This window comes from Kitasatospora sp. DSM 101779 (assembly GCF_025655475.1).
Classification (GTDB): Bacteria; Actinomycetota; Actinomycetes; order Streptomycetales; family Streptomycetaceae; genus Kitasatospora.
In genome coordinates this window covers 6,900,336-6,926,331 of sequence record NZ_JAHTIK010000001.1, presented here as the reverse complement: position 1 = coordinate 6,926,331, position 25,996 = coordinate 6,900,336, and the positions used below count along the sequence as shown (strand labels likewise).

Annotated in this window: 20 protein-coding genes, 1 pseudogene and 1 riboswitch; of the genes and pseudogenes, 10 read left to right on the top strand and 11 right to left on the bottom strand. The window is 74.4% G+C overall.

Going from position 1 to position 25,996, the window contains the following annotated elements; all coding sequences use genetic code 11:
* Window positions 1-73: 73 nt before the first annotated feature.
* Complete coding sequence (locus KSNIM_RS31405) at window positions 74-1,105, bottom strand: alpha/beta hydrolase (protein WP_263106509.1); 1,032 nt, start codon at window positions 1,103-1,105, stop codon at window positions 74-76.
* A gap of 511 nt (window positions 1,106-1,616) precedes the next feature.
* On the opposite strand from KSNIM_RS31405, the gene KSNIM_RS31400 reads away from it, so the two are divergent.
* The 6 genes from KSNIM_RS31400 to KSNIM_RS31375 all read left to right on the top strand — a co-directional run bounded on the left by KSNIM_RS31400 (window position 1,617) and on the right by KSNIM_RS31375 (window position 10,855).
* Window positions 1,617-2,876: a phenylacetate--CoA ligase family protein gene (locus KSNIM_RS31400; RefSeq protein WP_263106508.1), complete on the top strand. Its 1,260-nt coding sequence runs from the start codon at window positions 1,617-1,619 to the stop codon at window positions 2,874-2,876.
* A complete protein-coding gene (locus KSNIM_RS31395) occupies window positions 2,873-4,138 on the top strand; it encodes an MFS transporter (protein ID WP_263106507.1) in 1,266 nt (421 codons plus the stop codon). Before KSNIM_RS31400 ends, KSNIM_RS31395 begins: the two co-directional genes overlap by 4 nt.
* Window positions 4,135-5,277: a GNAT family N-acetyltransferase gene (locus KSNIM_RS31390; RefSeq protein ID WP_263106506.1), complete on the top strand. Its 1,143-nt coding sequence runs from the start codon at window positions 4,135-4,137 to the stop codon at window positions 5,275-5,277. Before KSNIM_RS31395 ends, KSNIM_RS31390 begins: the two co-directional genes overlap by 4 nt.
* On the top strand, window positions 5,274-6,470 hold the full coding sequence (locus KSNIM_RS31385; protein WP_263106505.1) for an acyl-protein synthase: 1,197 nt from the start codon (window positions 5,274-5,276) through the stop codon (window positions 6,468-6,470). The genes KSNIM_RS31390 and KSNIM_RS31385 overlap by 4 nt, the downstream gene beginning before the upstream one ends.
* The gene (locus tag KSNIM_RS31380) at window positions 6,467-8,992 is read left to right on the top strand and encodes an acyl-CoA reductase (protein ID WP_263106504.1); all 2,526 of its coding nucleotides are present in this window, start codon (window positions 6,467-6,469) and stop codon (window positions 8,990-8,992) included. Before KSNIM_RS31385 ends, KSNIM_RS31380 begins: the two co-directional genes overlap by 4 nt.
* Before the next feature lie 201 nt (window positions 8,993-9,193).
* A complete protein-coding gene (locus KSNIM_RS31375; RefSeq protein WP_263106502.1) occupies window positions 9,194-10,855 on the top strand; it encodes a serine/threonine-protein kinase in 1,662 nt (553 codons plus the stop codon).
* Between the two features lie 63 nt (window positions 10,856-10,918).
* Here the strand turns inward: KSNIM_RS31375 and KSNIM_RS31370 are convergent, their stop codons facing one another.
* Window positions 10,919-11,677, bottom strand: a complete 759-nt coding sequence (locus KSNIM_RS31370) for a hypothetical protein (RefSeq protein ID WP_263106501.1) — start codon at window positions 11,675-11,677, stop codon at window positions 10,919-10,921.
* 263 nt (window positions 11,678-11,940) lie between these two features.
* Here KSNIM_RS31370 and KSNIM_RS31365 point away from each other — a divergent pair, with 263 nt between their 5' ends.
* The 4 genes from KSNIM_RS31365 (at window position 11,941) to KSNIM_RS31350 (ending at window position 13,604) form a co-directional block, all read left to right on the top strand.
* The gene (locus KSNIM_RS31365) at window positions 11,941-12,354 is read left to right on the top strand and encodes a helix-turn-helix transcriptional regulator (RefSeq protein ID WP_263106500.1); all 414 of its coding nucleotides are present in this window, start codon (window positions 11,941-11,943) and stop codon (window positions 12,352-12,354) included.
* On the top strand, window positions 12,351-12,689 hold the full coding sequence (locus KSNIM_RS31360; protein WP_263106499.1) for a hypothetical protein: 339 nt from the start codon (window positions 12,351-12,353) through the stop codon (window positions 12,687-12,689). The genes KSNIM_RS31365 and KSNIM_RS31360 overlap by 4 nt, the downstream gene beginning before the upstream one ends.
* Window positions 12,674-13,042 carry an STAS domain-containing protein gene (locus KSNIM_RS31355; protein WP_263106498.1) on the top strand — a complete coding sequence of 123 codons (369 nt, stop codon included), beginning with the start codon at window positions 12,674-12,676 and terminating at the stop codon, window positions 13,040-13,042. Before KSNIM_RS31360 ends, KSNIM_RS31355 begins: the two co-directional genes overlap by 16 nt.
* A gap of 136 nt (window positions 13,043-13,178) precedes the next feature.
* Window positions 13,179-13,604, top strand: coding sequence for an ATP-binding protein (locus KSNIM_RS31350; RefSeq protein ID WP_263106497.1), 426 nt, complete (start codon window positions 13,179-13,181; stop codon window positions 13,602-13,604).
* Between the two features lie 150 nt (window positions 13,605-13,754).
* Here KSNIM_RS31350 and KSNIM_RS31345 read toward each other — a convergent pair whose 3' ends face one another.
* The 9 genes and pseudogenes from KSNIM_RS31345 to KSNIM_RS31310 all read right to left on the bottom strand — a co-directional run.
* The gene (locus KSNIM_RS31345; RefSeq protein WP_263106496.1) at window positions 13,755-14,123 is read right to left on the bottom strand and encodes a hypothetical protein; all 369 of its coding nucleotides are present in this window, start codon (window positions 14,121-14,123) and stop codon (window positions 13,755-13,757) included.
* Window positions 14,124-14,162: 39 nt separating this feature from the next.
* Window positions 14,163-14,465 (bottom strand): annotated as a pseudogene (locus KSNIM_RS39495) (maleylpyruvate isomerase N-terminal domain-containing protein); the annotation flags it as partial.
* Window positions 14,466-14,686: 221 nt separating this feature from the next.
* Window positions 14,687-16,735, bottom strand: coding sequence for a Stk1 family PASTA domain-containing Ser/Thr kinase (gene pknB / locus KSNIM_RS31340; protein ID WP_263106495.1), 2,049 nt, complete (start codon window positions 16,733-16,735; stop codon window positions 14,687-14,689).
* A gap of 330 nt (window positions 16,736-17,065) precedes the next feature.
* On the bottom strand, window positions 17,066-18,055 hold the full coding sequence (locus KSNIM_RS31335; RefSeq protein WP_263106494.1) for a phospholipase: 990 nt from the start codon (window positions 18,053-18,055) through the stop codon (window positions 17,066-17,068).
* Between the two features lie 148 nt (window positions 18,056-18,203).
* Window positions 18,204-18,983, bottom strand: a complete 780-nt coding sequence (locus tag KSNIM_RS31330; protein WP_263106493.1) for a class I SAM-dependent methyltransferase — start codon at window positions 18,981-18,983, stop codon at window positions 18,204-18,206.
* Window positions 18,984-19,114: 131 nt separating this feature from the next.
* Complete coding sequence (locus KSNIM_RS31325) at window positions 19,115-19,828, bottom strand: IclR family transcriptional regulator (protein WP_263106492.1); 714 nt, start codon at window positions 19,826-19,828, stop codon at window positions 19,115-19,117.
* A gap of 196 nt (window positions 19,829-20,024) precedes the next feature.
* Window positions 20,025-20,168: riboswitch (SAM riboswitch) on the bottom strand.
* A 338-nt stretch (window positions 20,169-20,506) separates the two neighbouring features.
* Window positions 20,507-21,172, bottom strand: coding sequence for a sigma-70 family RNA polymerase sigma factor (locus tag KSNIM_RS31320; protein WP_263106490.1), 666 nt, complete (start codon window positions 21,170-21,172; stop codon window positions 20,507-20,509).
* A gap of 192 nt (window positions 21,173-21,364) precedes the next feature.
* Window positions 21,365-24,733 (bottom strand): right-handed parallel beta-helix repeat-containing protein, encoded by a 3,369-nt coding sequence (locus KSNIM_RS31315; protein ID WP_263106489.1) that lies wholly within the window; start codon window positions 24,731-24,733, stop codon window positions 21,365-21,367.
* A gap of 85 nt (window positions 24,734-24,818) precedes the next feature.
* Window positions 24,819-25,996 (bottom strand): hypothetical protein (locus tag KSNIM_RS31310; protein WP_263106488.1); only part of this gene is annotated, 1,178 nt, incomplete at its 5' end.

The window sequence follows — 25,996 nt, the reverse complement described above, 5'->3', positions numbered from 1 at the left end:
CGGCAGGACGCGGCCCGGGCACGGAACGGCCCGGGCCGCGCCCGACCGTCGCCCCGAGGTCTCCGGCCGGCCGTCAGGTGGCAGCACCGGGCGGCCGGTCGCCGAGGACCCGGCGGAGCCAGCGGGACCGGGCGTCGCGGGCGTCGCGGCTGAGGGCCGCCTGTGGGGCGAGCGTGTCGAAGCCGTGGCAGGCGCCGGGCCACACGTGGAGTTCGGCCGCGCCGCCGGCCCGCCAGATCGCGTCGGCGTAGGCCACCGCCTCGTCCCGGAAGGTCTCGGCCGAGCCGACCTCGATGTAGGCCGGCGGCAGCGCCGACAGGTCGGTGGCGCGTGCCGGCGCCGCGTAGGGCGGGACGTCGGCGGCGCCGTACCGGTCGCCCAGCAGTGCCCGCCAGGCGGTGGTGTTGGAGGTCCGGTCCCAGGTGTCGGTGCCGGACATCTGGTGGCTGGAGAAGGTGCTGCCGCGGTCGTCGAGCATGGGGCTCAGCAGCAGCTGGCCGATCGGCGCGGGGCCGCCGCGGTCGCGGAGCAGCAGGGCGAGGGCTGCGGCGAGCCCGCCGCCGGCGCTCTTGCCGCCGAGGACGATGCGGTCCGCGTCGAGGCCGAGTCCGTCCGCCCGGCCGGCCGCGTGGACGAGCCCGGCGAAGCAGTCCTCCACCGGTCCCGGGTGGCGGGTCTGCGGCGCGAGCCGGTAGTCGACGGAGACGACGGCGAGTTGCAGCGGCAGGACCAGCTCGCGCAGCAGCCGCGGCAGCACGGACCAGGCGTTGCCCATGACCATGCCGCCGCCGTGCAGGTAGTAGAACAGCGGCAGCGGGCCGGGCACTCCGGCGGGCCGGGCGAGGACGAGCCGCACCTCGGCGCCGCCGTCGCCGCCCGGTGCGGTCAGCTCCGTCACCTCGAACCGGCCCTCGGCCCGCAACTGCCGGAGGGTCGGCCGGGGCCGTGCCGCGGCGTCCCGCCACTGTCTGGCCGCGAGGTTCTCCGGGGTGACCGGCTCCCGTGCGGCCGCTCCGGCGGCGGCGAGCGCGGCCCGCAGCTCCGGGTCGAGGGGCGGCGCGGGCGGGGCCCCGCCGTCCGGTCGCGGCCGTCCACTGATGCCCATCACTGCCCTCTCGGTCGGTGTCGCCTCCGGGACAGCCTGCCAGCCGGACGGCAGCCGTGGTGCGGCTTCCCACTCGTCGCTCCGCAGCGGTCCCGCCGGTCGGCGGAGGCCGTCCCCGCCGAACGGCGGGTGGCAATTCCGGCATCCGCACCGGAATCCGGCGGACGCACCTGAAATGTTTCCCATTCAACTGCGAAGTGCCCCTCTGAGACGTATCTCACCACCCCGTTCAGACGTACCCGAATAACCGCTGACCGGGGCTCAGATTCCACCGTCAACCAGCCTTTCGGAAGGCCTTGCGACTGGAATCCGCAGGCGAGTGAAGGTGCTAGCCTCTGTTTCATCGAGCGAGAAGCCGCGTGCTCCTTACTTCACGTCAACTATCTGACGATCCGCACCCATCCGGCCTTTGCGGACTGCCGACCGGAATCCGTCGCACCCGATCCTCCGGGACGGGATCGCACCACCCCCGCGATCCGTTCCGCCCACGCATGCCCCAGAGCAGGAATCGATGCCCGTTCACCCATCAGCGGAACTCATTCGCTTCGCCCGCCGCAATTCGCCCTTCTACGCGGAGCTGTACGCCGGACTGCCCGACCGGACGGAGCGGTTGACCGACCTCCCGGTCGTCCCGCAGGCCGAGTTCTGGCGGGCGAACACGCCCCGCGGCAACCGGCTGCTGACCGGCCCCCTGACGGAGGCGGTGGTCTTCAAGAGCGGCGGCACCACCGGCGCCCCGAAGTTCTCGTTCTACTCCCGGGAGGAGTGGCGGGAGTTCACCACCTCCTTCGGCACCGGGCTGGTCGACGCCGGCCTGCGCCCGGGCCACCGGGTCGCCGACCTCTTCTACGCCGGCGACCTGTACGCGAGTCACACCTTCCTCCTCGACGCGCTGCAGCACTCCCCCGTCGCCAACGTCCGGCTGCCGATCGGCGGGGCGGCACCGCTCGCCTCCACCGTCCGGACGCTGGAGCAGTTCGAGGCCCAGGTGGTGGCCGGCACCCCGACGACGCTGTGCGCACTGGCCGACCACCTGGTCGCCGACGGACGTCAACTGCCGCACGTGGAGCTGCTGTTGTTCGGCGGCGAGGGCCTCTTCCAGGACCAGCAGCCACTGCTCGCCAAGGCCTTCCCGCACGCCCGGGTGTCGTCCGTCGGTTACGCCGCCGTGGACGCCGGGCTGCTCGGCCGCCCCGTCCCGGGCCCCGACACCCGGGTGCACCAGGTGTTCGCCCCCGAGACGGTGGTCGAGATCCTGGACGAGCACACCGGCGAGCCGGTCACCGGCGAGGGCGTGCCCGGCCGGGTCGTGGTGACCGACCTGCGGCGCCGACTGATGCCCGTGCTGCGCTACCCCGTCGGGGACCGCGCCGAGTGGACGGACGCCGCCACCGGCCGCTTCCGCATCCTCGGCCGCGCCCAGGAGGGCGTCCGGGTCGGCCCGGTCTCGCTGTACACCGAGGACGTGCTCGACCTCGTCCGGGCCGCCGACACCGCCGGCCGGGTGACCGGGGTGCAACTGGTGGTGCGCCGCTGGAACGGCCGGGACGGCCTGGTGCTGCGCCTCGCCTGCCACGGCCCCGACGAACTCCGGGAGACGGCAGCGGCCGTCGAGCGGGCCCTGCACACCGCCCGCCCGCTCTACCCCGAGGCGGTCGCCGCCGGCCACGTCCACCCGCTCTCCGTCGACCTGGTGCGCCACCACGAACTCGCCGTCAACACCCGGACGGGCAAGCTGCTCCGCGTCCTCGACGAACGGCCGCACTCATGACCGCCTCCGGGACGGCCGGGCACACCACGACCGGCCGCCGCCTGCCGCTCGTCCTGCGCAACCCGCGCTTCGGCGCCGTCTGGGCCGCCCAGGTGCTCACCCAGGCCGCCGGGCGGATGTTCCAGGTCGGCGCAGTCTGGTGGCTGGTCGGCTACGCCGGCGGCTCCGACCGCGGTCTCGCCTCCGGCGCCTTCCTCGCCGTCAGCACCCTGCCCGCGGTGGCGCTGGTGCCGCTGGTCGCCGCGATCGTCGCCCGCTGCCCGCACCGCACGGTGCTCGGCGCCGCGGCCGCCCTCGCCGGCCTGGTCGCCCTCGGCACCGCCGGCTGGACGTACGCCGCGACCCCGCCGACCGCCCTGGCCTACGGCGCCGCGCTGCTGCTCGCCGGCTGCCAGGCGGTCTTCGACCCCTGTCTGACCACCGCCGTCCCCGACCTGGTCGAGGACGCCGACCTGGAGACCGCGACCGGCTTCGAACTCGCCACCCAGTCGCTGGCCGGGCTGGCCGGCGGCCTGCTCGGTCCACTGGTGGTCGACGCCGCGGGGCTGGCCGGCGTGGTCGTCGGGTGCGCCGGGGCCTACCTGCTCGCGGCCGCGCTGATCGGCGCGACCCGGTTCCCCGCCACCCCGGCGGCGGACGGCGGCATGGGCGCCGAACGGCGGCCGCTGCGCCGCGTCCTGGCGGATCTGCCCTTCGTCCGGCGGGTGCTGCTCTGCTTCACCGCGGCCAACCTCTTCACCACGGCCGTCTTCGTGGTGATGCCGCTGTACACCCGCGGCGTGCTGCACGCCGACGGCACGACCGTCGCCGCCCTGGAGGCGGCCCTCGGCCTCGGCACCCTCGCGGGCTCGGCCACCGGCGGCCGCCTCCCCGGCACGCCCACCGCGATCGGGGCGGGCTGCCTCGGCCTGATGGCCGCCGCCCTCGCCCTGCCCGGCCTGGCCGCCGGCCGGGCCACCGCGCTCACGGCGATGGCGGTCGCCGGTTGGTGCGTGGGCGTGATCGGCGTACGGTTCGTGGCACTGTTCCAGCGGACCGTGCCGGCCGAGGACCGTGCCGGGTTCTTCGCGGTGATGCAGGCCCTGCTCGGGGCCGTGCTGCCGGTGTCCTCGCTGCTCTTCGGTGCACTCGGCGACCACCTCTCGCCGCGAACGCTCTGCCTCGTCCAGGCCGTCGGTGTGCTGCCGGTCGCCACCGCGCTGTGGTGGACGGGCCACCGGGAGCGGTCCTCGGGCCCCCGGCCGATCGGGGACGCGCGATGACCGCCACGATCTCCCCCGCAGCCCCGCAGGACGTCGCCCAGCTGCGCCAGCTCTACTTCGACGTCTACGGGCACGGCTACCCGGTCGCGCTCGGCAGCGACCCCGCGGAGATGCGCCGGCTGATCTCCGACCCGCACACCCACTGGCTGACGGCACGTCAGGACAGCGGCCGGCTCGCCGGATCGGTGGCGGTGCAGACCGACCCGGGCAGCCGGATCGGCAAACTGGTGGGCCTGGCCGTCCACCCGGAGCACCGGGGCGGCGGGCTGGCCGGACGGCTGACCGCCGCGGTGTGCGCGGACGCCTTCGCGAGCGGCGCGCTGGACTCCGTCTACGCGACCGTCCGGGTGGTCACCCCGGGCCCGCAGCAGGTCTTTGTCCGCCACGGCTTCCGGGCCCTCGGCCTGCTGCCGAACGCCGTGGAGGTGGCCGGCAGCGAGAGCCTCGCACTGTTCGCCCGGCACGCCGACGGCGTCCTGGCACGGCGTGAGGCCGTCGGGACCGTCCCCGCCGCCCTGCTGCCGCTGCTGGAGGCGGCCCGGCGGAGCACCGGCCTCGACCACGGCCGCCCGCACCCGGCGCAGGCGCCGGCCCGCCCGACCGGGCCCGGTGCCCCGGTGACCGCGCCGATGGAGCTGATCACCGCGCCCGGCTTCGTCCGCCGCCGGTTCCTGGAGCTCTTCCCCGACCCGGGGGCGCGCTACTTCCCGCTGCACCTCCCGAACGCCGTGCTCACCCCGCCCGACGGCGCCTTCGAGGCGTACGCCGACCTGGACCCGGTCGCGGCGAGCTGCTCGCTGGTCGCCGTCCACCCGTCCCCGGCGGCCGTCGCGGGGGCGCTGGAGCCGCTGATGGCTGCCGTCACCCGCGCGGGCGCCGACTACGTCGAGACGCTGCTGCCGCTGGCCGACACCGCCGCCCTGGACGCCTTCCTCGCCGCCGGATTCATCCCGAGCGCCGTCTACCCGGCGATGCGCCGGATCGGCGACCGGTACCACGACTACGTGGTGCTCTCCCGGACCAGCCGTCAGATCGACTTCAGGGCCACGGCCGCCGGCCCGCCGCTCCGGCCGTACCTGGACGCCTACCTGACCGCCTGGACCTCGACCTACCTGACCCTTCCCGAGGTTGCCCCGTGACCGTCCGTCCCGCCGACGCCCCTGCTGCCTGCGCCCATCTCGCGCCGGTCGAGGTCCCCGACCCCGCCGCACTCCCGCACCTGCAGCAACTCTGCGACCTCGCCGACCCGTACACCACCGGGCCGGCGGCCGACGCGCTGTTCGCCGCCGCCATGGCGGAGACCAACGCCTGGCACGCTCAGCGCTCCCCGTTCCTCCGCTCCCTGCTGGACGGCCCGGCCGAGACCCCGGCCCCGACCGTCGGCGCGGACATCCGCACACCGCTGGTGCACGCCAACTTCTTCAAGCGGCACGAGGTGCTGTCGATCCCGCGGGAGGAGGTGTTCCTGCACCTCACCTCCTCCGGCACCACCGGCCAGAAGTCGCAGATGTTCTTCGACACCTGGACGATCCGCTCCGCCCAGCGCATGGTCGCCCGGATCTTCGACCACTACGGCTGGACCACACCCGACCGGCCCGTCAACTACCTGCTGTACAGCTACGAACCGGCGCCGCAGCTGAAGCTCGGCACCTCCTTCACCGACAACTACCTGTGCGACTTCGCCCCCGCGAACCGCACCGCCCACGCACTGCGGCACACCGGCAGCGGCCACGAGTTCGACGTCCACGGCTGCATCGCGGCGCTGCAGCGGTACGCCGACGAAGGACTGCCGGTGCGGATCCTCGGCTTCCCCGCCTTCCTGCACTTCACCCTGGAGCGGATGCGCGCCCTCGGCCTGCCGCCGCTGCAGCTGCCCGCCGACTCCCTGGTGCTGCTCGGCGGCGGCTGGAAGGGCCACACCGACCGGCAGATCGGCAAGGACGAGTTCTACGCCGCCGTCACCGAGCAGTTGGGCATCCCGTCCGACCGGATCCGGGACACCTTCGGCTCGGTCGAGCACTGTGTGCCCTACATCGAGTGCGGGCACCACCGGCTGCACGTCCCGGTCTGGTCGCGGGCGGCCGTCCGCGACACCCGCACCCTGGAGCCGCTGCCGTACGGCGAGCCCGGCTTCCTCCACCTGGTCTCGCCGTACATCACCTCGGTGCCCGCGCAGAGCGTCGTCATGGGCGACATGGCCTCGCTGCACCCCGCGCAGGAGTGCCCCTGCCCGCTCGCCACCCCGTGGTTCACCGTCCACGGCCGCGCCGGGATCAGCCGCAACCGCACCTGCGCGGCCGCCGCCGCCGAACTCCTGAAGGGAATGTCGTGACCACCGGACCGCACTACTGGCAGGGCGCCTTCGTCGACGACGAGGAGGCCGCCCGGCGGCTCGCCGACCTGCCCGCACTGGCCGCACGGGTGCTCGCCGAACCGCTGCCCACCGAGCTGGTGCTGAACGCCTGCGCCCGCCTCGCCGACGCCCTCCTCGCGCCGGGCGGCCCCGTCCGGACCTGCCTGCTCGCCGACCTCGCCGCCGACGGTGTCGACGCCGACGAGGCCGAGGCCCTGCTCGCCGAGATCGCCGCGGCGATCGACCGGCCCGCCCTGGAACGCAAACTCCGCCGCGAACTCGGTGGACTGCGCCCCGGACGGCTCACCCGCCCCGACGCGCGGGAGACCGTCTTCGAGGCATGGGCACCCGTCGGCCTGCTGGTCCACATCGCCCCCGGCAACGCCGCCGCGGTGGCCCCGCTGAGCGTGGTCGAGGGCCTGCTCACGGGCAACCTCAACGTGCTGAAGACCAGCAGCAGCGACACCCTGCTCGCCCAGCACCTGCTCGCCGAACTCGCCGCCGCCGACCCGACCGGCGCGGTCGCCCGGCGCACGGTCGTGCTGCAGTTCCCCTCCGGCCGCACCGACTGGCTGCGCCTGCTCTGCGAACCCGCCGACACGGTGGCGGTCTGGGGCGGCGAGGAGGCCGTCCGCGCGGTCGCCGACCTGGTACCGCCCGGCTGCCGGCTGGTCGAATGGGGCCACCGGATCTCCTTCGCCTACCTGACCCGCGACGCCTGGTCGGACGCCGGCACCCTCGACGCGCTCGCCGCCGACGTCTGCCGCCTCGAACAGCAGGCCTGCTCCAGCCCTCAGGTGATCTACCTCGACACCGAGGACGCGGCCGAGGTCCTCGCCTTCGCCGACCGCTTCGCGGACCGTCTCGCCGCCGCCTCGGCCGGACTGCCGCGGCCCGTCCTCGACCCGGCCGAGCACGCCGAGATCACCACCGCCGAACTGCTCGCCCGGCTGGAGGAGCACCTGGGCCTCACCAGGGTCCTCGCCGCCGAGGACGGCTCCTGGCGCGTCCTCGCCGACACCCGCCCGGCCCTCGCCGCCTCGCCGCTCCACCGGTCCGTCTGGGTCAAGCCGCTGCCCCGGACCTCCGTCATGGCCGTGCTGCGACCGATGCGCCGCTACCTGCAGACCGCCGCGATCGGCGCCGACCGTGCCGACACCGCCCGGCTCGCGCAGGCCGTGCTCGCCGCCGGCGTCCTGCGGGTCACCCCGGTCGGCGGGATGCTCGACAGCTACCACGGCGAACCCCACGACGGCGTCTACGCACTCCAGCGCTACAGCCGCCGCGTCGCCGTCCGCGCCGACGCGTCCTTCGCCACCACCGCCTGCCTCGACGACCTCGCCGGACCGGAGGTCGTCCCCGCCGCGCCGCACGGGCCGCTGCTCGACAAGTCAGGGGTGCAGGAGCAGTTGCGCACCCTGGCCCCCGACCACGCCCAGCTGTACTTCCGCAGTGGCGGCAGCACCGGGGCACCGGCGCTGTCGGTGTTCACCAACGCCGACTACGACACCCAGATGCGGGCCAGTGCGCACGGCCTGCTCGCCGCCGGCTTCGACCCGGCCCGCGACCGCGCCGCCAACCTCTTCTACTGCGGCGGGATGTACGGCAGCTTCATCAGCTTCTTCTCCATCCTGGAGCGGCTCAACGCCACCCAGCTCCCGATCGGGGCCGGCCCCGACCACGCCGCCACCGCCGAGGCGCTCGTCGCGCACCGGGCGGACACGGTGTTCGGCATGCCCTCCTACCTCTGGCAGCTCTTCCACGACCAGGGCGAGGTGCTGCGCAGGTACGGCGGGATCCGCAAGGTGTTCTACGGCGGCGAGCACTTCACCACCGAACAGCGCCGGGTGCTCACCGAGGAGTTCGGCGTCGAGGTGATCCGCTCGGCGGCGTACGGCAGCACCGACCTCGGCCCGCTCGGCTACCAGTGCACGCACGCCGAGGGGTCCGTCCACCACGTCCTGACCGAGCTGCACACCCTCGAGATCCTCGACCCGGAGGCCGACCGGCCGGCCCCCGCCGGGCAGCCGGGCCGCCTGGTCTTCACCACCCGCACCCGGGCCGGCCAGCGCCTGGAGCGGTACCAGATCGGCGACCTCGGCCGCAGTGTCGACGGCCCCTGCCCCTGCGGCAGCCACACCCCCCGGATCGAACTCCTCGGCCGGTACGGCGACGTCGTCCGGGTGGGCACCTACTTCCTCAACGTCCGCCGCCTCATGTCCGTGGCGGAGGAACACCTCGGCTACCGCGGCGAACTGCAACTGCTGGTGGACGCCGACGCCACCCGCGAACACGTCACCGTCCGCCTCGACGAGCGCTACGCCCCGGACCCGGAGCCCGCACTCACCGCCTTCCTGACCGCCGTCCCCGAACTCGCCTCCGCCACCGCCGAGGGCCTGCTCACCTGCACCGTCGAAACAGTCCCCACCACCGCCTTCGACCGCACCCCGACGAGCGGCAAGCTCCGCACGGTGGTCGACCGTCGGCCGACCACGGCCTGACGCCCTGAGCCCGGCGGGCCACCGACCCCGCCGGGCTCTGCGCTCGGTGGAACCGCCGGCCGACCTCACGCACCGACGGCTTTCCCGATCACCGGACCGGAACCGTCACTGTGACCGCTACCGTCTGGCGTGAAGGACGGGACGTGGGACGGCGAGAGGATCGGCGGCGTGGAGGCACTCGGGTCCGCGGACCCTCGGCAGGTGGGCGACTACCGTCTGGTCCGCCGGCTCGGCGCGGGCGGGATGGGACAGGTCTTCCTGGGGCGGACCGCAGGCGGACGCACGGTGGCGGTGAAGATGGTGCACCCGCCCTACGCGGCCGACCAGGAGTTCCGGCTGCGGTTCCGGCAGGAGGTGGCGGCGGCCCGGCGGGTCGGCGGTCGATGGACCGCGCCGGTGCTGGACGCCGACACCGAGAGCGACCACCCCTGGGTGGCCACCGGCTACGTCGCCGGACCGCCACTGGGGTCGGCCGTCCGCGAGTTCGGTCCGTTGCCGTCCGCGGCCGTCCGCTCGCTCGGGATCGGACTGGCCGAGGCGCTGAAGGCCGTGCACGGCCTCGGCCTCGTCCACCGGGACGTCAAGCCCTCGAACGTCCTGCTGGCCCTGGACGGGCCGCGGCTGATCGACTTCGGCATCAGCCGGGCGCTGGAGGCCACGACCCCGCTCACCCGATCGGGTTTCGTGATCGGGAGTCCCGGCTACCTCTCGCCGGAGCAGGCCGAGGGGCGGACGGTAGACCCGGCCTCGGACGTCTTCTCGCTGGGCGCGGTGCTGGCGTACGCCGCCACCGGCGTCCCGCCGTTCGGCGCGGGCGTGAGCACACCCGTCCTGCTCTACCGCGTCCTGCACGAGGAACCCGACCTCGGCGGGCTCGACACGGCCGACCCCGAGCTGCGGGACCTCGTGTCCGCCTGCCTCGCCAAGAACCCCGCGGAGCGGCCGACCCCGGCCCGGATCGGTGAGCGGCTGGCGGCCGGCGACAGCGCGGCGGCGGACCGGCTGACGGAGCGTGGCTGGCTGCCGTCCGAGATCGCCGGCTCACTGGCGCGCCTCGCGGTCGAGCTGCTCGACCTCGACCTCGACGCCGCGGCCGCGCCGGGCGGACACCCGGACGGCCTCGCCCCGCCACCCCTCCGGCCCGCCAGCCGGCTGCCGGACCCGGGACACCACGGTCCGACGGTGCCGGGAGCCACGGCCGTACCGCCGCCGCCACCGGCCCACCCGCCCAGGGTGACGGCCGCGGCCTCCCCACCGGCCGGAATCGTCACGCCGGTCGACTCTCCGCCCACGGAGATCCGTTCCCGTCGCGGCCGTACCGCTCTCGTCGTCGCCGCGACGGCCGCCGCAACGGCCGCCGTGGTGGCCGGTACGGCCGTCCACCTCTTCTCCGGTCACCGGAACCACGTCTCCGGCGCCGGACAGCCGGCGGTCGGCGACCGCCCCACCGTCTCCTCCGTCCCGTCCGCGCCGGCACCCGCCTCCGCGTCGCCGTCCTCGGGCGGACCGGCCTCGCAGACGCCCGCCGGCGCGGTACCCACCGCCCTGCTCGGCACCTGGCAGGGTCCGCTCACCAGCCCACAGAACGACGTCCGGGCGGACTTCACCATCACCCTCGCCCAGGGCCGGCAGGGAGAGCCGGTCGGCACCATCCGCAACAACACCGGTGCCGGCACCCGCTACTGCGATTCCGTCGCGAACCTGATCTCCGTCGGCACCGACCGCCTGGTCCTCAAGACCCGCCCGCTGAGCATCCTCACCGGCTGCGCAGCCGATCCGCACGAGCAGGTCTACACGCGCAACGCCGACGGCAGCCTCCATCTCAGCGTCGGCGCGTTCTCCGGCGACCTGGCGAGGCAGTGACGGCCGTACGCGGCCGTAGGCCCGCCGTGCGCGGGGCCGACGGGCGGCTCGTCGCGCCCCCGCTCAGTGGGAGACGGCCCGGGTGCGGGCGAGCGCGGTCATGGCGGTGCGGGTCTTGGACTCCTGGCGGTCGAGGACGCCGAGGCCCCGGTCCTGCAGTGTCCGGTGGAGGAGTGCCTGTGCGGCGGAGGCCTCTGCGGGGCCCGTGCGGACGGAGAGTTCGAGAAAGCGGAGTCCCTGGTCGGCGACCGTCCAGAGTTCGGCGGTGACCGGGTGGATCAGGTCCCGGAGTGAGGGCTTCCACTGGACGGAGTCGATCGGGCCGAGCGCGACCAGGTCCTTCAGCCGGTCACAGCCGTAGCCGGAGCGGTCGAGCAGGTCGCGCTGCTCGTCGGTCAGTTCGGGCTGGCCCGCGTGTCCGTCGTCGGCGGACGGCCTGCGGTAGTCCCCGTCCGCCTTCAGCGAGGCGGCCCAGACGCGGTTGCGGCCGGTCCAGTCCTCCTCGATCTTGAACTCCCACGCCCCCTGCTCCTGCGGCACGCGCCAGCCGGCGGGGAGCCGGTCGAGGTCGCAGGGACGGAGTTTCACCGTCAGATCGTCCTTGTCCGACTTCTTGGCCTTCCGCAGCCGGATCACCAGTCCGCCGTCGAGCAGCGGCAACTCGACTCCACCGTTGCCGTGGCGCGGGCGGTCCCAGAAGTGGACGGTGCGGTGCTTGCCGTCGTCGGGGTCCAGCTCCAGCGTCTCGCAGGCGGCCTCGGTCGCCTCGCCCGACACGGTGACCTTGATCTCGACGTCCGCGTTCTCGACAGTGTGCGCCATGCTCCCGTTATCTCGTCCTGATCGTGGGCGCACAATCACCGCCGCTCGGCATGCCGGACGTGCCACTCGACCGGACGGCAGGGCGCACGGCCGGCCGGGTGAAGCCCGGCCGCACCTCTCCGCGACACGGATGCCGCACTGCGTTCCGTGACCGCCGACGACGGCGTGGTGCGGCCGACCCGGCCGCGGGAATCGACTGATTAACGATTCAGGTAGGACAAAACAGGCATGACAAAACCGGCATTCGGGTTCATACTTCTGTTGTGGCAGACGAGCACGAGCCCCGCACGAGCTGGACGTTCCTCACCCACCACGCCCGGGTGCTGCTACTCATCTCGCGCGACCCGCAGGTGCGCGTACGGGATCTCGCGGCCGCGTGCGGAGTGACGGAGCGGGCCGTACAGGCGATCATCACCGACCTGGACAGCGCCGGTTACCTGACCCGCACCCGGCACGGCCGCCGCAACCACTACCGCGTCACACGCGACATGCACTTCCGCCATCCCGTCGAGGCCGGCCACGAGATCGCCGGCTTCCTGGAGCTGTTCGCCGGCCTCTCGCCGCCCACCGGCGCCGAAGACGGCCGGGACACCCGTTCCGGCGCCCGGCAGCACCACGAGAGACCCTCAACCAGCCCGCCGAACGGATCCCCCGTCGCACAGGGAGGGCACCGATGACCGGCGACTGCACGACCTCCGGCCAGGACTCCCTGCCGGCAGCCGCCCCCACCGGGCTCGCCGCATCCAACGAGCCGGCCCGCACCGCAGTGGACCGCCGGGACAGCGGCGAGAAGGGCGCCCTCGACGCCCAGCCGGGGGCCCGCCTCTTCGTGCAGGCCGCGGGCATCGAGCTCGTGATCGCCGCACCGCCCGCCCGGGCCGGACGGCTGCCGCAGATCACGGGTACCGACCGCGTCCTCACCGTCCGCACCGGCGTCCGAGCCGCCCTGGACCGTCACGGGACGGCCGGGCCGCTTCCACAGGAAGGCGCACCGCCGTGTCGAGCGAGCTGAAGAGCAGTACGAGGCGCGTCGGCCGGGCGGCGGTGTGCGTGCTCGCCGGAGACCTGCACGAGGGCACCGCCGCCGAAGCGCAGCTGGCGCTCGACACGGCGCTCGGTGAGCTCCCGGAGGTCCTCGTGGTCGACCTGAGCGGGGTGGAGCTCCTGGCCTCCGGCGGACTGAACGCACTGCTGCGCGCCCGGACGGCGGCGGCGGACCGGACGGTGCCCACCGTCCTGGTGGCGCCGAGCGCCGGGGCGCGCCGGGTGCTGGAGGTGACCGAGACCGCCGGGCTGTTCCCCGTCTACGCAACGGCCGAGCACGCCGCCCGGCACGGCGAGGAACCGGCCGCCTCCAGCGCGTAGACGGCCCGGAACGGGGAAGGCGCCCGGTCGGAGACCCTTCGGCCATCGACCGGGAAGCGTCATGTGCTCTGTCTCGTATCCCTCGGTTCCGGACCGGCGCCGGTTGGACTTCCTGCCCGGCGGCGAGCCGGGGTACGTGAGCGAGGGTCTTGCCTTCACCCGGGCCGCCGTCGCGGACTGGCATCTGACCACCGCTGCCGGCGCGGCGGCCGCCGACGCCGTCCTGGTGGCGGCCGAACTGCTGGCCAACGCCTGCCAGCACGCGGGCCGGCCCCTCGCCCTGCACCTGCAGCTCACGCCCGGGCGGCTGCGCGTCGCCGTCACCGACCCGGACCCCACCCCGCCACGCCGCGTGGAGCCGCACCGGCCCGCGACACCGCACGGCCACGGCCTGGTCGTCGTGGACCGGATCGCCGCCGACTGGGGCTGCACCCCGGTCGGCGACGGCAAGACCGTCTGGGCCGACCTCCCCCTGCCGGCCTCCGACGGCACGGCCGAACCGGACCTCCGACCGGCACGCCGGACCGCACTCGCCAACCCCGACCCGCTGATGGACACCTGACCCCACGCGTCGGCGGCAGCGGTCTGCGGCCCCCGCTCCTCGGCGGCGTCGACCCGGAGGCCGGGTACCGGCAGCACCATCCCGGGCGTGGTGAGCCGGCCGGATCCATGCTGTCCGGGAGGACCGGCCGGGTGACGCGTCAGCGCACCCCTACCGCTCCGGGTGCCAGTCCACGAGCTGGTCGAAGACGCCTCGATCGCCGTCGAGCTTCAGGGCATTCGGCGGCATACGGCCGTGGAGGGCGAGGACCGGCTCGTGGGCCGTTCCCTGGAGGGAGGCGCCGATCGCCTCCGCGTCCTCGTCGGCGGCAGTGGCGTTCGCGGTGGTGGACGAACCGGGTGCGGGCATGCCGGAGACCAGGGCGCCCGTCGACGGAGAGCCACTGACGCCGGGAGCGGCCCTCGGCGGCGTGGAAGTCCACGACGGCCCGCTCGTGCGGCCAGGCCTCCGTCGTCGTGCCAGCTCCTGCGGCAGCTGCTGCGGGGCGCCCACGGCGAGCTGGGCGTCGTAGGTGTGCACCGCGATCTCGTGGAGCCGGCGCCGGGCGGCGGCCGCACAGGTCTGCGGCGACTGCGACGTGCCCCACCACGTCGAGCAGCCGCGATCCGGGCCGGCCTCTGGCAGGGCGCCAGCAGCCCCTGCGTCGATGCGGCCGACCAGGCCGGCAGCGCCTCCCGCTCCCGGGGGTGCGTTCGGCTCGCTCCGCGGGACGGCCTTCGCCGTGGCGTCGGGCCCCGCGGCGGTGGTGGCGGCCCAGGCGCGACGACCCTCGCCGAGGAGCTGGGCCAGGTCGAACAGCGTCCACTCGGGGGCAGGCCGGCACCTGCACGTCGAGGCTGGCCGCGGCCGCGACCGCGGCACGGAAGGCGGTCGATCGATCGTCGATCAGTCGCAACAGGTCGGAGAAGTCCGGAGTGTTGTGCACTCCGGTTGTCCATCACCGTGCGCCGGTGACCGGACAGCGGTTGTTCACGGCCGACGCCGAGGGCGCGCGGCACGGACCGTCGCGCCCTCGGAATCCGGTGCCCTCCTGGCGGACGACCGGTCAGCCGGCCGGCCCCGCGGCGGCGATGGGGCTCCAGTCAGGGTGCGCCGGACGAGACCCAGATGCCGATGGTGCTGCCGGGATCGATCCGGCTGTAGCTCCTCGGCTCCTGCCTGACGACCTCGCCGCTCGGCCAGACCGTGTCCGGCACGCTCTGCTCCTGCAGCTTGAAGTGGCCGATGTCCGCGCAGGTGCGGGCGTTCGCCACCGTCATGTGCTCGAGGGCCGGCGCTTCGGGCTGGTCACCGGTCGCACTGTCGCAGCCGGCGAGGTCGCCGACGGCCCGGGGGTCACCCCCGGTGGAGATCCACACCTTGACGGTGCTGCCGACGGCGGTGTCCTCCGATCCCGGCTCCTGGCGTGCCACCTGGCCCGCCGGTGTCAGCCGGTCCTGGACCTTCCCGGCCTCCACCAGGGTGAGGTGGGCGATGTCCGCGCAGGTCCGGGCGGCGTTCAGGGTCCTGCCCTTGAGCCAGGGGGTGGGGACCTTGCCGTGCTGCTCCTCGACCTCGCAGTTGGCGAGGTCGCCCTTGGCCCGGGGATCGCCGCCCTGCGACACCCAGACGGTGACGGTGCTGCCCCGCTTGACCGACTGCGAGATCCCCGGCTCCTGACGCGTGACGGTGTCCTTGTTGTACTTGGCTCCGGTGGTGCTCTTCTGATCGATCTTCAGTCCGGCGATCTCCGCACAGGTCCGCGCCTCGGCGGGCGACATGCCCGAGAACGAGGGCGGGTTGAAGGCGTCGCCCCCGGTGGCCACCGGATCGCACGAGAGGTACGGGCCGGTCGCCCGCGGATCGGGGGTGTGGACGGCGGCCCCGAACAGGTCGGGTGCGGCGAACGTGCTCACGGCCCACACCAGGGCGACGACGGGCACCGCGGCCCAGGCGACGATCCTCGCGCTGCGCAGGGTCTGCCGCTGCGCCTGCTGCCTGATCGTGACGTACCGTACGGCCTCGGCGAGGGATTCGGCCGTGTCTCCTCCCCCGGCGCCGGTGAACGCCGCGAACGGCCGGCCCGGACCTGCGCCCGCCCCGGTGTCGCCCGAATCGACGCGCCCTGCCTCGGCATCGTCCGACTCGGCGTGTTCGGCGTGGACGTGTTCGGCGTGGACGTGTTCGGCGTGGACGTGTTCGGCGTGGACGTGTTCGGCCGTGACCGTGGGAGCGGAGTGCAGCGGGCGGGTCGGTGCATCTCCTGCGGCGGCCCGACGGATGTCCTCGGCCATGGCCCGGGCGCTCCGGTGGCGTCCCGCGGGGTCCTTGCTGAGGGCGCGGGCCACGACGGCGTCGATCGCCGGCGGCAGTGACGGATTGATCGAGGACGGCACCGGCGGCGGCTGCTGCACGTGCTGGTAGAGGACGCTCATCGCCGACTCGCCGTCGAACGGCAGCGTGCCGGTGACCAGTTCGAAGAGCATGCAACCGACCGAGTAGAGGTCGGAGCGGGCGTCCGCGGTCCTGCCCTGCGCCTGCTCCGGCGAGAGGTACTGGGGCGTGCCGAGCACGGTGCCCGTCCGGGTCATCGCGGTGGCGTCGGACTGCAGCGCACGGGCGATGCCGAAGTCCATCACCTTGACCGTGCCGTCGTCCGTCGTCATCACGTTGGCGGGCTTGATGTCCCGGTGGATCAGACCCTGTCGGTGGCTGCACTCCAGGGCGTCCAGCACCGCCGCGGTCACGGCCAGCGCGCGGTCCAGCGGGAGGGTGCCGCCGGGGCGGCCGGCGGCGGCCTCGCGGACGAGTTCGCGGACCGATCGGCCCTGGACGTACTCCATGACGATGTACGGCACCACGCCGGCGGGCCCGGTGTCCTCGCCGCTGTCGTGCACGGCCACGATGTTGACGTGGTTGAGCGCCGCGACCGCCTGGGCCTCACGGCGGAAGCGCTCGCGGAAGGAAGGGTCGCGGGCCAGGTCCGCGTGCAGCGTCTTCACCGCGACGGTGCGTCCCAGCACCGTGTCGTAGGCGCGGTACACCGACGCCATGCCGCCCTCGCCGAGCGGTGCCTGCACCACGTAACGGCCCTGCCCGGCCGAGCGGATCGGCCCCGCCGCGTGCAGGCTCTCGGTCTCCTCGACGTCCATCTCCCCCGTCTTTCCCCCGGCCGCCGTCTCGGCGCGGGGCACCACCGGGTGAACGTCGACTCCGGTGGCGCCCCGTCGGCCGGGCGTGATCGTCGCCCGCACCCGCACGCTCCGACCGACCGTCACCGGTGCGGCCCGGCCGCGCGGCGGGCTCTGTGCATGACAGGCGACCGTACCGCGTCGGCCGCGACCGGGGCGAACCGATCGGCCACGCACGGCTGGGCCCTCTCTTTCGGATCTTGTCGGAGCAGCGCGCGGCGGTGGGCGCCCGGCTGGGCGTGCCCGACGAGATCCGAAAGAGAGGGCCTGTGCCCGGATCCGGCCCGCCCGCTACCTGAACAGGCCGTCACCGGCGACGGCCATCCGATGGGTGGCGCCGTGGCGGTTCACCTGGTCCCGGACGAGGTTGACGGCGTTGGCGCACTGCCAGCCGTTGCCGTACTCGGGCACCCCGGTGAAGGCACCGTAGCCCGCGACGATGCCGTCCACCTGGGCGTCGCCCAACAGCTTGTCGACGTACCAGGGATCGTTGTAGGTGGTCGTCCACGACAGCGTCGCCGCGAGCCGCCCGGCGGCACGGTCCCCGGCGCCCTTCCTCAGTTCGGCGCACGTGTTGGACGTGGCCTCCGTGCAGTGGCCGCACCCCTTGGTGAGGTCGCTGTCGCCGTAGTCCATCGCCCGGTGACCGGCCGGGGTCGCGGAGCCGGACCGGTCGCCGGCGGCGCGGACCTGATCGCGGGTCCCGGTCGTCGTCATGCCCTCCAGCGGGCCGAGCCTGCCCTCCAGGCTCTTCCAGCCCCGGCCGCCGGCGTCCGGTGTGCTGCGGCCGTGGTACTCGTAGAAGCCGTAGAGCACCTGGATGCCGGCAGCCGTCAGCCGCTGCGCCTTGTCGCGCAGTCCGGCGACGCTGCACCAGCGGTTCTGCCGCTCCCCGCCGTAGTTGGGGTCCTTGATGTCCAGCCAGACCAGGACCGGCCGGCGCCCCGAGCGGGTGTTGGCGAGGATGCGGTCGATCAGGCCGTCGAAGCCGAGGCCCAGCCGGGCGTCGCCGGCCGAGGAGCAGTCGCGGTACGCGCGCCATTCGTTCGGGTTCCACCAGGCGCAGACGTCGATCTCGACGGCGTTGGCGCCGTGGTCGAGCGCGGCGTCCACACCGTCGAGGGTGTCGACGCGGTGCGCGACGGCGTAGATCGCGTGCCGCCGGTCGGCCGCGGCCGCCGGGGTCGCGCCGACCGTGCCCGCGCCGGTGATCCCGCACAGCACCGCCATCAGCGCCGCCCACCTCCGCGGTCCGGCTCCGCGCCGAAGTCGCGTGTCCATGGAAGCCCCACCCCGTTGTCCGTGTTCAGTCAGATATCCTCACCGATGCATGCTGCCACGGGACACCCGGGCGGGGAGCCGGATGCGGCCATGCGCGACACCCCGGTTGCGCGCGGCCGCGCCGCGGACCGGGTGTCGGCGTGGAACCTCACAGCCGGTGGACGCGCAGCACACCGGTCTGCATCGGCAGGGTGAACTCGCCGCCGGCGGTCTCCGGCTCGTTCGCGAGGAATGCGCGGATCCGGCCCAGCAAGGACTCCCGCTCCCGCTCCGGCATGACCAGCACCCCCGCGCGGGTCGCGAGCGCCGCGACGAGGGAGTCGGCGGTGCGCCTCTGCCCGTGCACGAACTCCGCCTGCTCCGGCGAACCGAACCGGGCGGCCCCGCCGGTCCCCGGGAGGTGCATGCCGGCCGTCTCGGCCCGCCAGGCTGCGGGCGTGTCACGTGGGCCGATGGCGGCGCTCCCGCCGACCCGCGCCAGCCCGGCGACCCAGGCGACCCGGTCGTCCACCACGTTCCACAGACCGGCCAGGACACCGCCCGGCGCGAGGACCCTGGCGATCTCCGGTCCCGCCGCGGCCATGTCGAACCAGTGCATGGCGTTGCCGGCCAGCACGGCATCGACGGAGCCGTCCGGCAGCGGAATCGCCTCGGCGTTGCCCCGCAGGGCGCGGACGTCCGGCAGCGAGCGGCGCAGCTCGGCCAGCATCGCCGGGTCGGGCTCGACCGCGACGACCTCGGCCCCCAGCGCGACCAGCCCCGCGGTCAGCTTGCCCGTCCCGGCACCGAGGTCGAGCACCCGCGGGCCGGGCGCCGGTTCGAGCGCCCAGCGCACCGCGGCCTGCGCATAGTCCGGACGGTGCTCGGCGTAGGCGGCGGCCGCCGCACCGAACGAGGAGGCGTGCAGCAACTGTTCGTCCTGATCCACCCGCTCACGCTAGCGATCTCACGGACAGTCAGCCACCGCGCGTACCCGCCGGAACCGGCTGCCGGCAGGCGGGCGTCCCCGGGCACGGCGCGGCGGCGTGCTGCAGGAGACCGACCGGCCGGGCGAGTCCGTCAGGGGTGGCGCAGCGCTTCGGTGAGGCGGCCGGCCGCCTCGACGACGGACTGGGAGAGGCGGGCGCCGGGGTGGCGTGTGAGCCGTTCGACCGGGCCGGAGACCGAGACTGCGGCCACCACCCGTCCGGACGGGCCCCGGACGGGCGCGGACACGGAGGCGACCCCGGGCTCGCGCTCGCCGATGGACTGGGCCCAACCTCGGCGCCGTACGCCGCTGAGGGCGGTGGCGGTGAATCCGGCGCCCTGCAGGCCGCGGTGGAGCCGCTCGGGTTCCTCCCAGGCGAGCAGGATCTGGGCGGCGGAGCCGACCTTCATGGGGAGGGTGATTCCCACCGGAACGGTGTCGCGCAGGCCGGAGAGGCGCTCGGCGGCGGCCACGCAGATCCGCACCTCGCCCTGCCGGCGGTAGACCTGGGCGCTCTCGCCGGTGGTGTCGCGCAGGTGGGTCAGGACCGGGCCGGCCGCGGACAGCAGGCGGTCCTCGCCGACGGCTGCCGAGAGCTCGGTGAGCCGGGGACCGAGGGCGAACCGGCCCTGCAGGTCCCTGGCGACCAGCCGGTGCTGTTCGAGTGCGACGGCGAGCCGGTGGGCGGTGGGCCGCGGCAGGCCGGTGGCGGCCACGAGTCCGGCCAGGGTGGCGGGGCCGGCCTCCAGGGTGCCGAGGATCGAGGTGACCTTGTCGAGCACGCCGACGCCGCTCGTGTTTTCCATGGGTGGGTACTCCGTCTCGAATCCCGTGAGCAGCGGGCGGGCTGCACTCACGGACGCTCCGTGCGGGGAGCGGGAATGGTCAGCGAGGACAGGCCGGAGAAGTCGGCCGACAGCCTGCGCCGGGAACGGGACGGGTACGCGGAGAGGCCGGGGTGGGAAGCGCCCGGACGAAGGACAGCACAGAGAGCACCGTGTCTCCTCATCTTTACCCGCGCCACAGTGGCGGCAGGCCGGAGTTGGCACTGATCCCGGGCGGCGCGGCGCGTACTTCGGACGCCGGTTCGACCGGGGAGTTGCCGGGGCTTCGTAGGGCCGGTCCCTCCACCCCTCTGGATGATTCGCGACGAACCATACAGATTCCCCGGGCGGCCCGCCAAACCTCCCGCCCGGGCGCGGTGCCTCGCACACTCGCCGGACGGCGGGACCGTCCGTAGCGCGACGCATCCACCGTCCTCGCGGGCCGGGCCCACCCGTCCGACCGACCGGCGACCTGCCGCATCCCCCACCCACGCTTCACCGGGACGAGCCACGACGCCCCCCACGAGCCGTCACGCCGACCTCCCGGGCCGCCCGGGAGGCGGTCCTCCATGACTCACCTCCCCGTGCCGACCGCCGGACCGGCCCGGAGAGCAGGGAAGGGTTCCGGGCGGGCGTGGGGGTCCCGGTGCTCGGGGGGTGTCAGTGGTCGGCGGAGGCGAGACCGCGGGCCTCGAGGATGGGGCGCAGGGCCCGGACGGCGTAGAAGCTGCGGGACTTGACGGTGCCGACGGGGACGCCGAGGACGGCGGCGGCCTCGGCCATCGAGCGGCCCTTCATGTGGAGTTCGACCAGGACGTCGCGGTGGTGGGGCGGCAGTTCGGCGAGCGCGACGGCCATGTCGCGGGCGTCCAACAGCTCGTCGTAGGGGTCGTGGGCGCCGGTGTGGCACTCGGGGGTCTCCCCCGCGACCTCCTGCGCGCGGGCGGACTGCATCCGGAAGTGGTCGATGGCGATCCGGCGGGCCACGGTGAACAGCCACGGGCGGCTGTGCTCGGGGCCGCGGCGGATCGCGTCCGGGTTCTGCCAGGCGCGCAGCAGGGTCTCCTGGACGATGTCCTCGGCCTTGCCCCGGTCGCCGCTGGTGGCGCGCAGCATGGCGCGCAGCAGGTAGCCGCCGTGCAGGCGGTACAGCTCGGCCAGGGTCTGCTGGTCGAGGGTGGGACGTCGCGGCGCGCAGGCGGCGCCGGGGGCGTCCGCGGTCGGTGCGGTCCCCGGGGTGGTGTCGGGTTGTACGGCTGTCGCTCCCTCGGTCGGCCCGGTGGCCGGGAGGGTGTTCTTCAGGTGAGCAGTAGCGTCGGTGGCCACGGCGGTAGAGCCCTTCGCAACAATCGTCGGCATCGGGCGGGCCGTCGCGCATGGCCCGCCACTTCTGCCGTCCACCGTCGCGGGCCGCCCTAACGTCGCGCCAACGTCACGCCAACGCGAGCGCCGGCCCGGGCCGGGACGGGCACACCGGCCCGGGCTGCGAGTCGGATGCGGCGTTGTGGGGCCGTGCGTTCACGCGGAGTTGCAGGGACGGGTGTCGGCGAAGTCCTGCGGGAGGAGGAGACTGAGTTCGGAGACGTCGGCGATGTCGAGGCGGCCGAGGCGGCGGGCCTGGCGGGTGATCATGCCTTCGAGGGTCTGGCGGGCGTAGCGGCCGTTGCCGAAGGTGCGGTCGCGGGGGACGCCGGCGAAGTGGTGGGCGAGGGCGGCGACGGTCTCGGGGGCGCAGGTGTACCCGGCCTGCTCGGCGTGGCGGCCGACGATGGTGACGAGTTCCTCGTCGGTGTAGTGGCCGAACTCGATCTGCCGGGAGAAGCGGGAGGCGAGGCCGGGGTTGGATGCGAGGAAGCGCCGCATCTCGTCCTCGTATCCGGCGACGATGACCACGACCTCGTCGCGGTGGTCCTCCATCAGTTTCATCAGGGTGTCGACGGCTTCCTGGCCGAAGTCGTTGCCGCCGCCGTTGCGCGGGGTGAGGGTGTACGCCTCGTCGATGAACAGGACGCCGCCGCGGGCCCGGTCGAAGGCCTCCTTGGTGAGCTGGGCGGTGTGGCCGATGTAGCGGCCGACCAGGTCGGCGCGGGCGGTCTCGACCAGTTGGCCGGTGGGCAGCACGCCGAGCTCGGCCAGGAGTTGGCCGTAGAGCCGGGCGACGGTGGTCTTGCCGGTGCCGGGCGGGCCGGCGAAGACCAGGTGGTGGCCGATCCTGGCGGTGGGCAGGCCGGCCTCCTCGCGGCGACGGGTCTGCCGGAGCAGGTCGACCAGGTCCTCGACCTGCTCCTTGGCGGCGGGGAGGCCGACCATGGCGCGGAGTTCGGCGAGCAGCTCGGTGCCGTCCCTGCGCGCGGAGGGGTCGGGCCCGGCGGGGGTGACGTCCTCGGCGAGCAGCCGGGCCAGCTCCTCGTCGGAGATCTCGGGGCAGGTGGCGAGGCGGGTGGCCTGCCGGTCCACCATCTCCTCGAAGACCTTGCGGGCGGCCCGGCCGTTGCCGAAGTCCTCGCCCTTGGGGAGCCGCTCGAACAGGGTGCGCAGGGCCTCCCGGGTGCCGTCGGCGAGGGTGTAGCCGTGGCTCGCGGCGGCGCGTTCGACGATGGTGACGAGATCCTCGTCGGAGTAGTTGGCGAACTCGACGGTGCGGCTGAACCGAGAGGCGAGGCCGGGGTTGGATGCCAGGAAGTCGGTCATCTCGGTGGAGTAGCCGGCCACGATGACGACGATCTCATCGCGGTGGTCCTCCATCAGTTTCACCAGGGTGTCGATCGCCTCCCGGCCGAAGTCGGGGCCGCTGCCGCCGGAGCCGGCCGAGAGGGTGTACGCCTCGTCGACGAACAGGACGCCGCCGAGCGCGGAGCGGAACACCTCGGTGGTCTTCAGAGCGGTTCCGCCGATGACGGAGGCGACCAGGTCGGCGCGGGCGGTCTCGACCAGCTGGCCGCCGGCCAGCACGCCGAGTTCGGCCAGGATGCTGCCGTAGAGCCGGGCGACGGTGGTCTTGCCGGTGCCGGGCGGCCCGGCGAAGACCAGATGACGGCTCATCGGGAGGGCGGGCATGCCGGCGAGTTCGCGGCGCCGGGCCAGCTTGTTGAGGTTGACCAGGGTGGCGACCTGCTCCTTGACCTCGGCCAGGCCGACCAGCGACTCCAGCACCTCCAACGGGCCGGGCGGGGCCGCGGGCTGGGCGGGCGCGGCCGGCTCGGAGGCGGCGGTGGTCAGGTCGCCGGGGGCGGGGTCCGTCCCGGCCGAGGGGGCGGCCGGGACGGACGACTGGGTGGCGGCGGCGGTGCCGTGCGCGTCGGGCAGGCCGTTCTCCTCGCTGACCAGTTCCTCCAGGGCGAGCCGCTCGCTGGGGACGGTCTGCCGCAGGCCGGAGCCCTTGTTGCGGGAGAACGTGCAGCCGGTGAGCCGGACGGCCTCGGCGGAGTCCGTGCGGACGCCGTCGCCGGTGTTCTCGGCGGCGGCGACCCGGACGAGGACGGCGCGGGCGCCTCGGCCGAGCCGGAGGCCGTGGCGGCGGTTGCCGATGGCGCGTACGCGGGTGCAGTTCAGGTCGGAGTCGTCCTCGGCGGTGATGCCGTCCTCGCCGGAGCCGGTGATCTCGCAGTCCCGCAGGTGGGCGGTGCCGACCCGGCCGACCAGCACGCCGGAGCCGGCCGCGTCGCGCACCGCGGTGTCGCCGATCCGGGTGTCGGCGCCATCGGCGATCCGGATGCCGGAGCGGCCGGCGTCCAGCACCTCGCACTTCTCCAACTGGCCGCGCCCGTCCCGCAGGACGGCCACCCCGTCGCCCTTGGCGCGGTGCACGGCGGCACGGCGCAGCCGCGGGTTGGCGCCCTCGGTGATCAGCACGCCGGTGCCGGCGGCGTCGCGGACCTCCAGCCGGTCCAGGTCGGCGGCGCTGTCGCCGGTCAGCTCGAGGCCCTCGCCGCCGCAGTCCCGGACCACGGTGCGGAACAGGGTGGGGCCGGAGGATTCCCCGATCCAGATGCCGGTGCCCTGGGCGGCGGCGACCTCGCAGTCCTCGAAGGTGCCCCGGGAGCGGCCGGTGACGTGGATGCCGTGGCCGGCGGTGCGGGCGGTGCGGCAGCGGCGCAGTTCGGGGTCGGTGCCGGCGGCGAGCGCGATGCCGTGGCCGGAGGTGCCGGTGACGGTGCAGTCCTCCAGCACGACCCGGGCGGTGGAGCTGACGTAGATGCCGACGGTGGTGTCGCGGACGTCGGTGCGCAGCAGCCGGGTGGCGCTGTTCTCCTCCAGGGCGATGCCGGGCTTGTCGGTGACGGAGATCTCGCAGCCGTCGAAGGTTCCGCGGGCGTTGCCGTTGGCGCAGACGCCGTTGCCGCGGGCGTCGCGCAGCACGCAGTTGCGCAGCAGCGGGTCGGCACGTTCGCCGATGACCACGGCGGAGCTGCCGAGGTGTTCGACGACGCAGTCCTCGATGACGCTGTTGCCGGTGGAGGTCTCCACCAGGCCGGCGCCGGCCGGGTTGGTGACCCGGCAGCCGCGCATCGCCAGCGAGCCGTCGCCGCGGGTGAGCAGGGCGGTCCAGGAATTGCCGACGACCTCGCAGTCCTGGAAGGCGGCCTGGCCGCGTGGCACGTCGACAGCGGGCAGTTCCTCGTCCTGGCCCTGCAGGATCAGGCCGGTCAACTGCACCGCCTCGGCGGTGACCTGGACCACGCAGCCGCGCCGCGCGGTGATCCGGACGGTGCCACGGCCCTCGGCGGCGGTGACGGTGACCAGCTTGCTGATCACCAGGTTCTCCTCGTACCGGCCGGGCCGGACCGAGATCACCGCGCCGCTGCGGGCCTCCGCCAGTGCCTCGCCGATCGTGCGGTAGCGGCCGTCCCGCTGTTCCGGGCACACCGTCAGCACGTGGCGCGACATGGCGTGGGCTCTCCTCTTCCTGGGTGGGCTGGGCGGGCTGGGCGGCACTGCGCAAGCCGACGGACCGTCATGTACTGACGCACCGTCAGGAGCAGTCGGCCCGGACGGCGGAGGCGGCGTGGTGGGCCTTTTCGGCACCGGAGCCGAAGTCGATGCCGCGGTCGTGCAGCATCACGGCGATCTTCCCGTTGGTGACAGGGAAGGTTCCGGCGTTGACCCACCTGCCGCGGTTGGCGGTCTGGTCGATGGTGAACGCGCTGATGGTGCCCTCGCCGGTGGTGAAGTACCGCTGCACGGTGTAGTAGGCGGGCTTGCCGCCGACGGCCTTCACGTCGCCGTTGTTCGGGATGTACACCGAGATCTTGCAGTGGCCGGAGGGGACCGGGTTGGTGGTGAACGCCCACAGCACCGACTTGCCGGCGTCCTTGCTCGCGCTGCCGGACATCGGCACCGACACGTACGTGCCGCTGCAGCCCGAACCGGAGTACCCGCCGGTCGTGTTGGTGGTCCAGCCGCTGCTGCCCGCGGTGTACCAGCCGTTCTGGTCGTAGCCGATGCCCGCGTTGGTGCAGCCGGTTCCGGCGACGGCGGTGAAGGTCGGCGCTGCGGGGGCGCTCTTGTTCGGCAAGGGGACAACCGGGGCGCCGCCGCCGGAGGTGGAGCCGCCGGTGGCCGCCCCGCCGGAAGTGGAGCCGGTGGTCCCACCACCGGAGGTGCCACCGGTGGTGCCCTGGCGGTTCTGCGAGCCGGTCGCACCGGTGGTCAGGCCGGCCGTGCCGTTCGCACCGCCGGCCCCGCCCGCACCGTCGGTCGGCGAGGCCGAGCCGCTGGGGAGCGGCGCCGCGTCGACCGGCACCGCGACGGCGGTCGGATCGTCCGGGCCCGGGGTGGGCAGCGGGTCGCCGAGCCCGCTGACCCCGGCGGGCGGCCGGTCGGCCGCGGCGCTGCGGGTCTTCGAGCCGCTGCCGGGCAGCACGAACGGCAGGCCCAGCAGCAGCGCGCCGACGGCGACGGCGGCGAACACCATCGGCTTCCTGGACCGGCGGTGCTCCGGCTCATCCTGGTCGACCCCGTCCGGGGCCTGGCCGTCGATGCCGACGGCGGTCGGGTCGGGCATGGGGGCGGCGCGGGGCTCCGGCTCGGGCGACAGGAACGGGAACACCCCTGGCGGGGTGCGGGGCGGACGGGGGGCCGGCCGGTCGTCGGCCTCCGAGCCGGGCTCGGAGGCGGGCTCGGAGGCGGCGGGCTCGACGGCGGCGGGGG

Coding starts and splice junctions, on each gene's coding strand:
- KSNIM_RS31400 (WP_263106508.1), top strand. CDS start 1,617: ATGCCCGTTCACCCATCAGCGGAACTCATTCGCTTCGCCCGCCGCAAT.
- KSNIM_RS31395 (WP_263106507.1), top strand. CDS start 2,873: ATGACCGCCTCCGGGACGGCCGGGCACACCACGACCGGCCGCCGCCTG.
- pknB (WP_263106495.1), bottom strand. CDS start 16,735: ATGGACGTCGAGGAGACCGAGAGCCTGCACGCGGCGGGGCCGATCCGC.
- KSNIM_RS31405 (WP_263106509.1), bottom strand. CDS start 1,105: ATGGGCATCAGTGGACGGCCGCGACCGGACGGCGGGGCCCCGCCCGCG.
- KSNIM_RS31315 (WP_263106489.1), bottom strand. CDS start 24,733: ATGTCGCGCCACGTGCTGACGGTGTGCCCGGAACAGCGGGACGGCCGC.
- KSNIM_RS31325 (WP_263106492.1), bottom strand. CDS start 19,828: ATGGAAAACACGAGCGGCGTCGGCGTGCTCGACAAGGTCACCTCGATC.
- KSNIM_RS31390 (WP_263106506.1), top strand. CDS start 4,135: ATGACCGCCACGATCTCCCCCGCAGCCCCGCAGGACGTCGCCCAGCTG.
- KSNIM_RS31360 (WP_263106499.1), top strand. CDS start 12,351: ATGACCGGCGACTGCACGACCTCCGGCCAGGACTCCCTGCCGGCAGCC.
- KSNIM_RS31370 (WP_263106501.1), bottom strand. CDS start 11,677: ATGGCGCACACTGTCGAGAACGCGGACGTCGAGATCAAGGTCACCGTG.
- KSNIM_RS31335 (WP_263106494.1), bottom strand. CDS start 18,055: ATGGACACGCGACTTCGGCGCGGAGCCGGACCGCGGAGGTGGGCGGCG.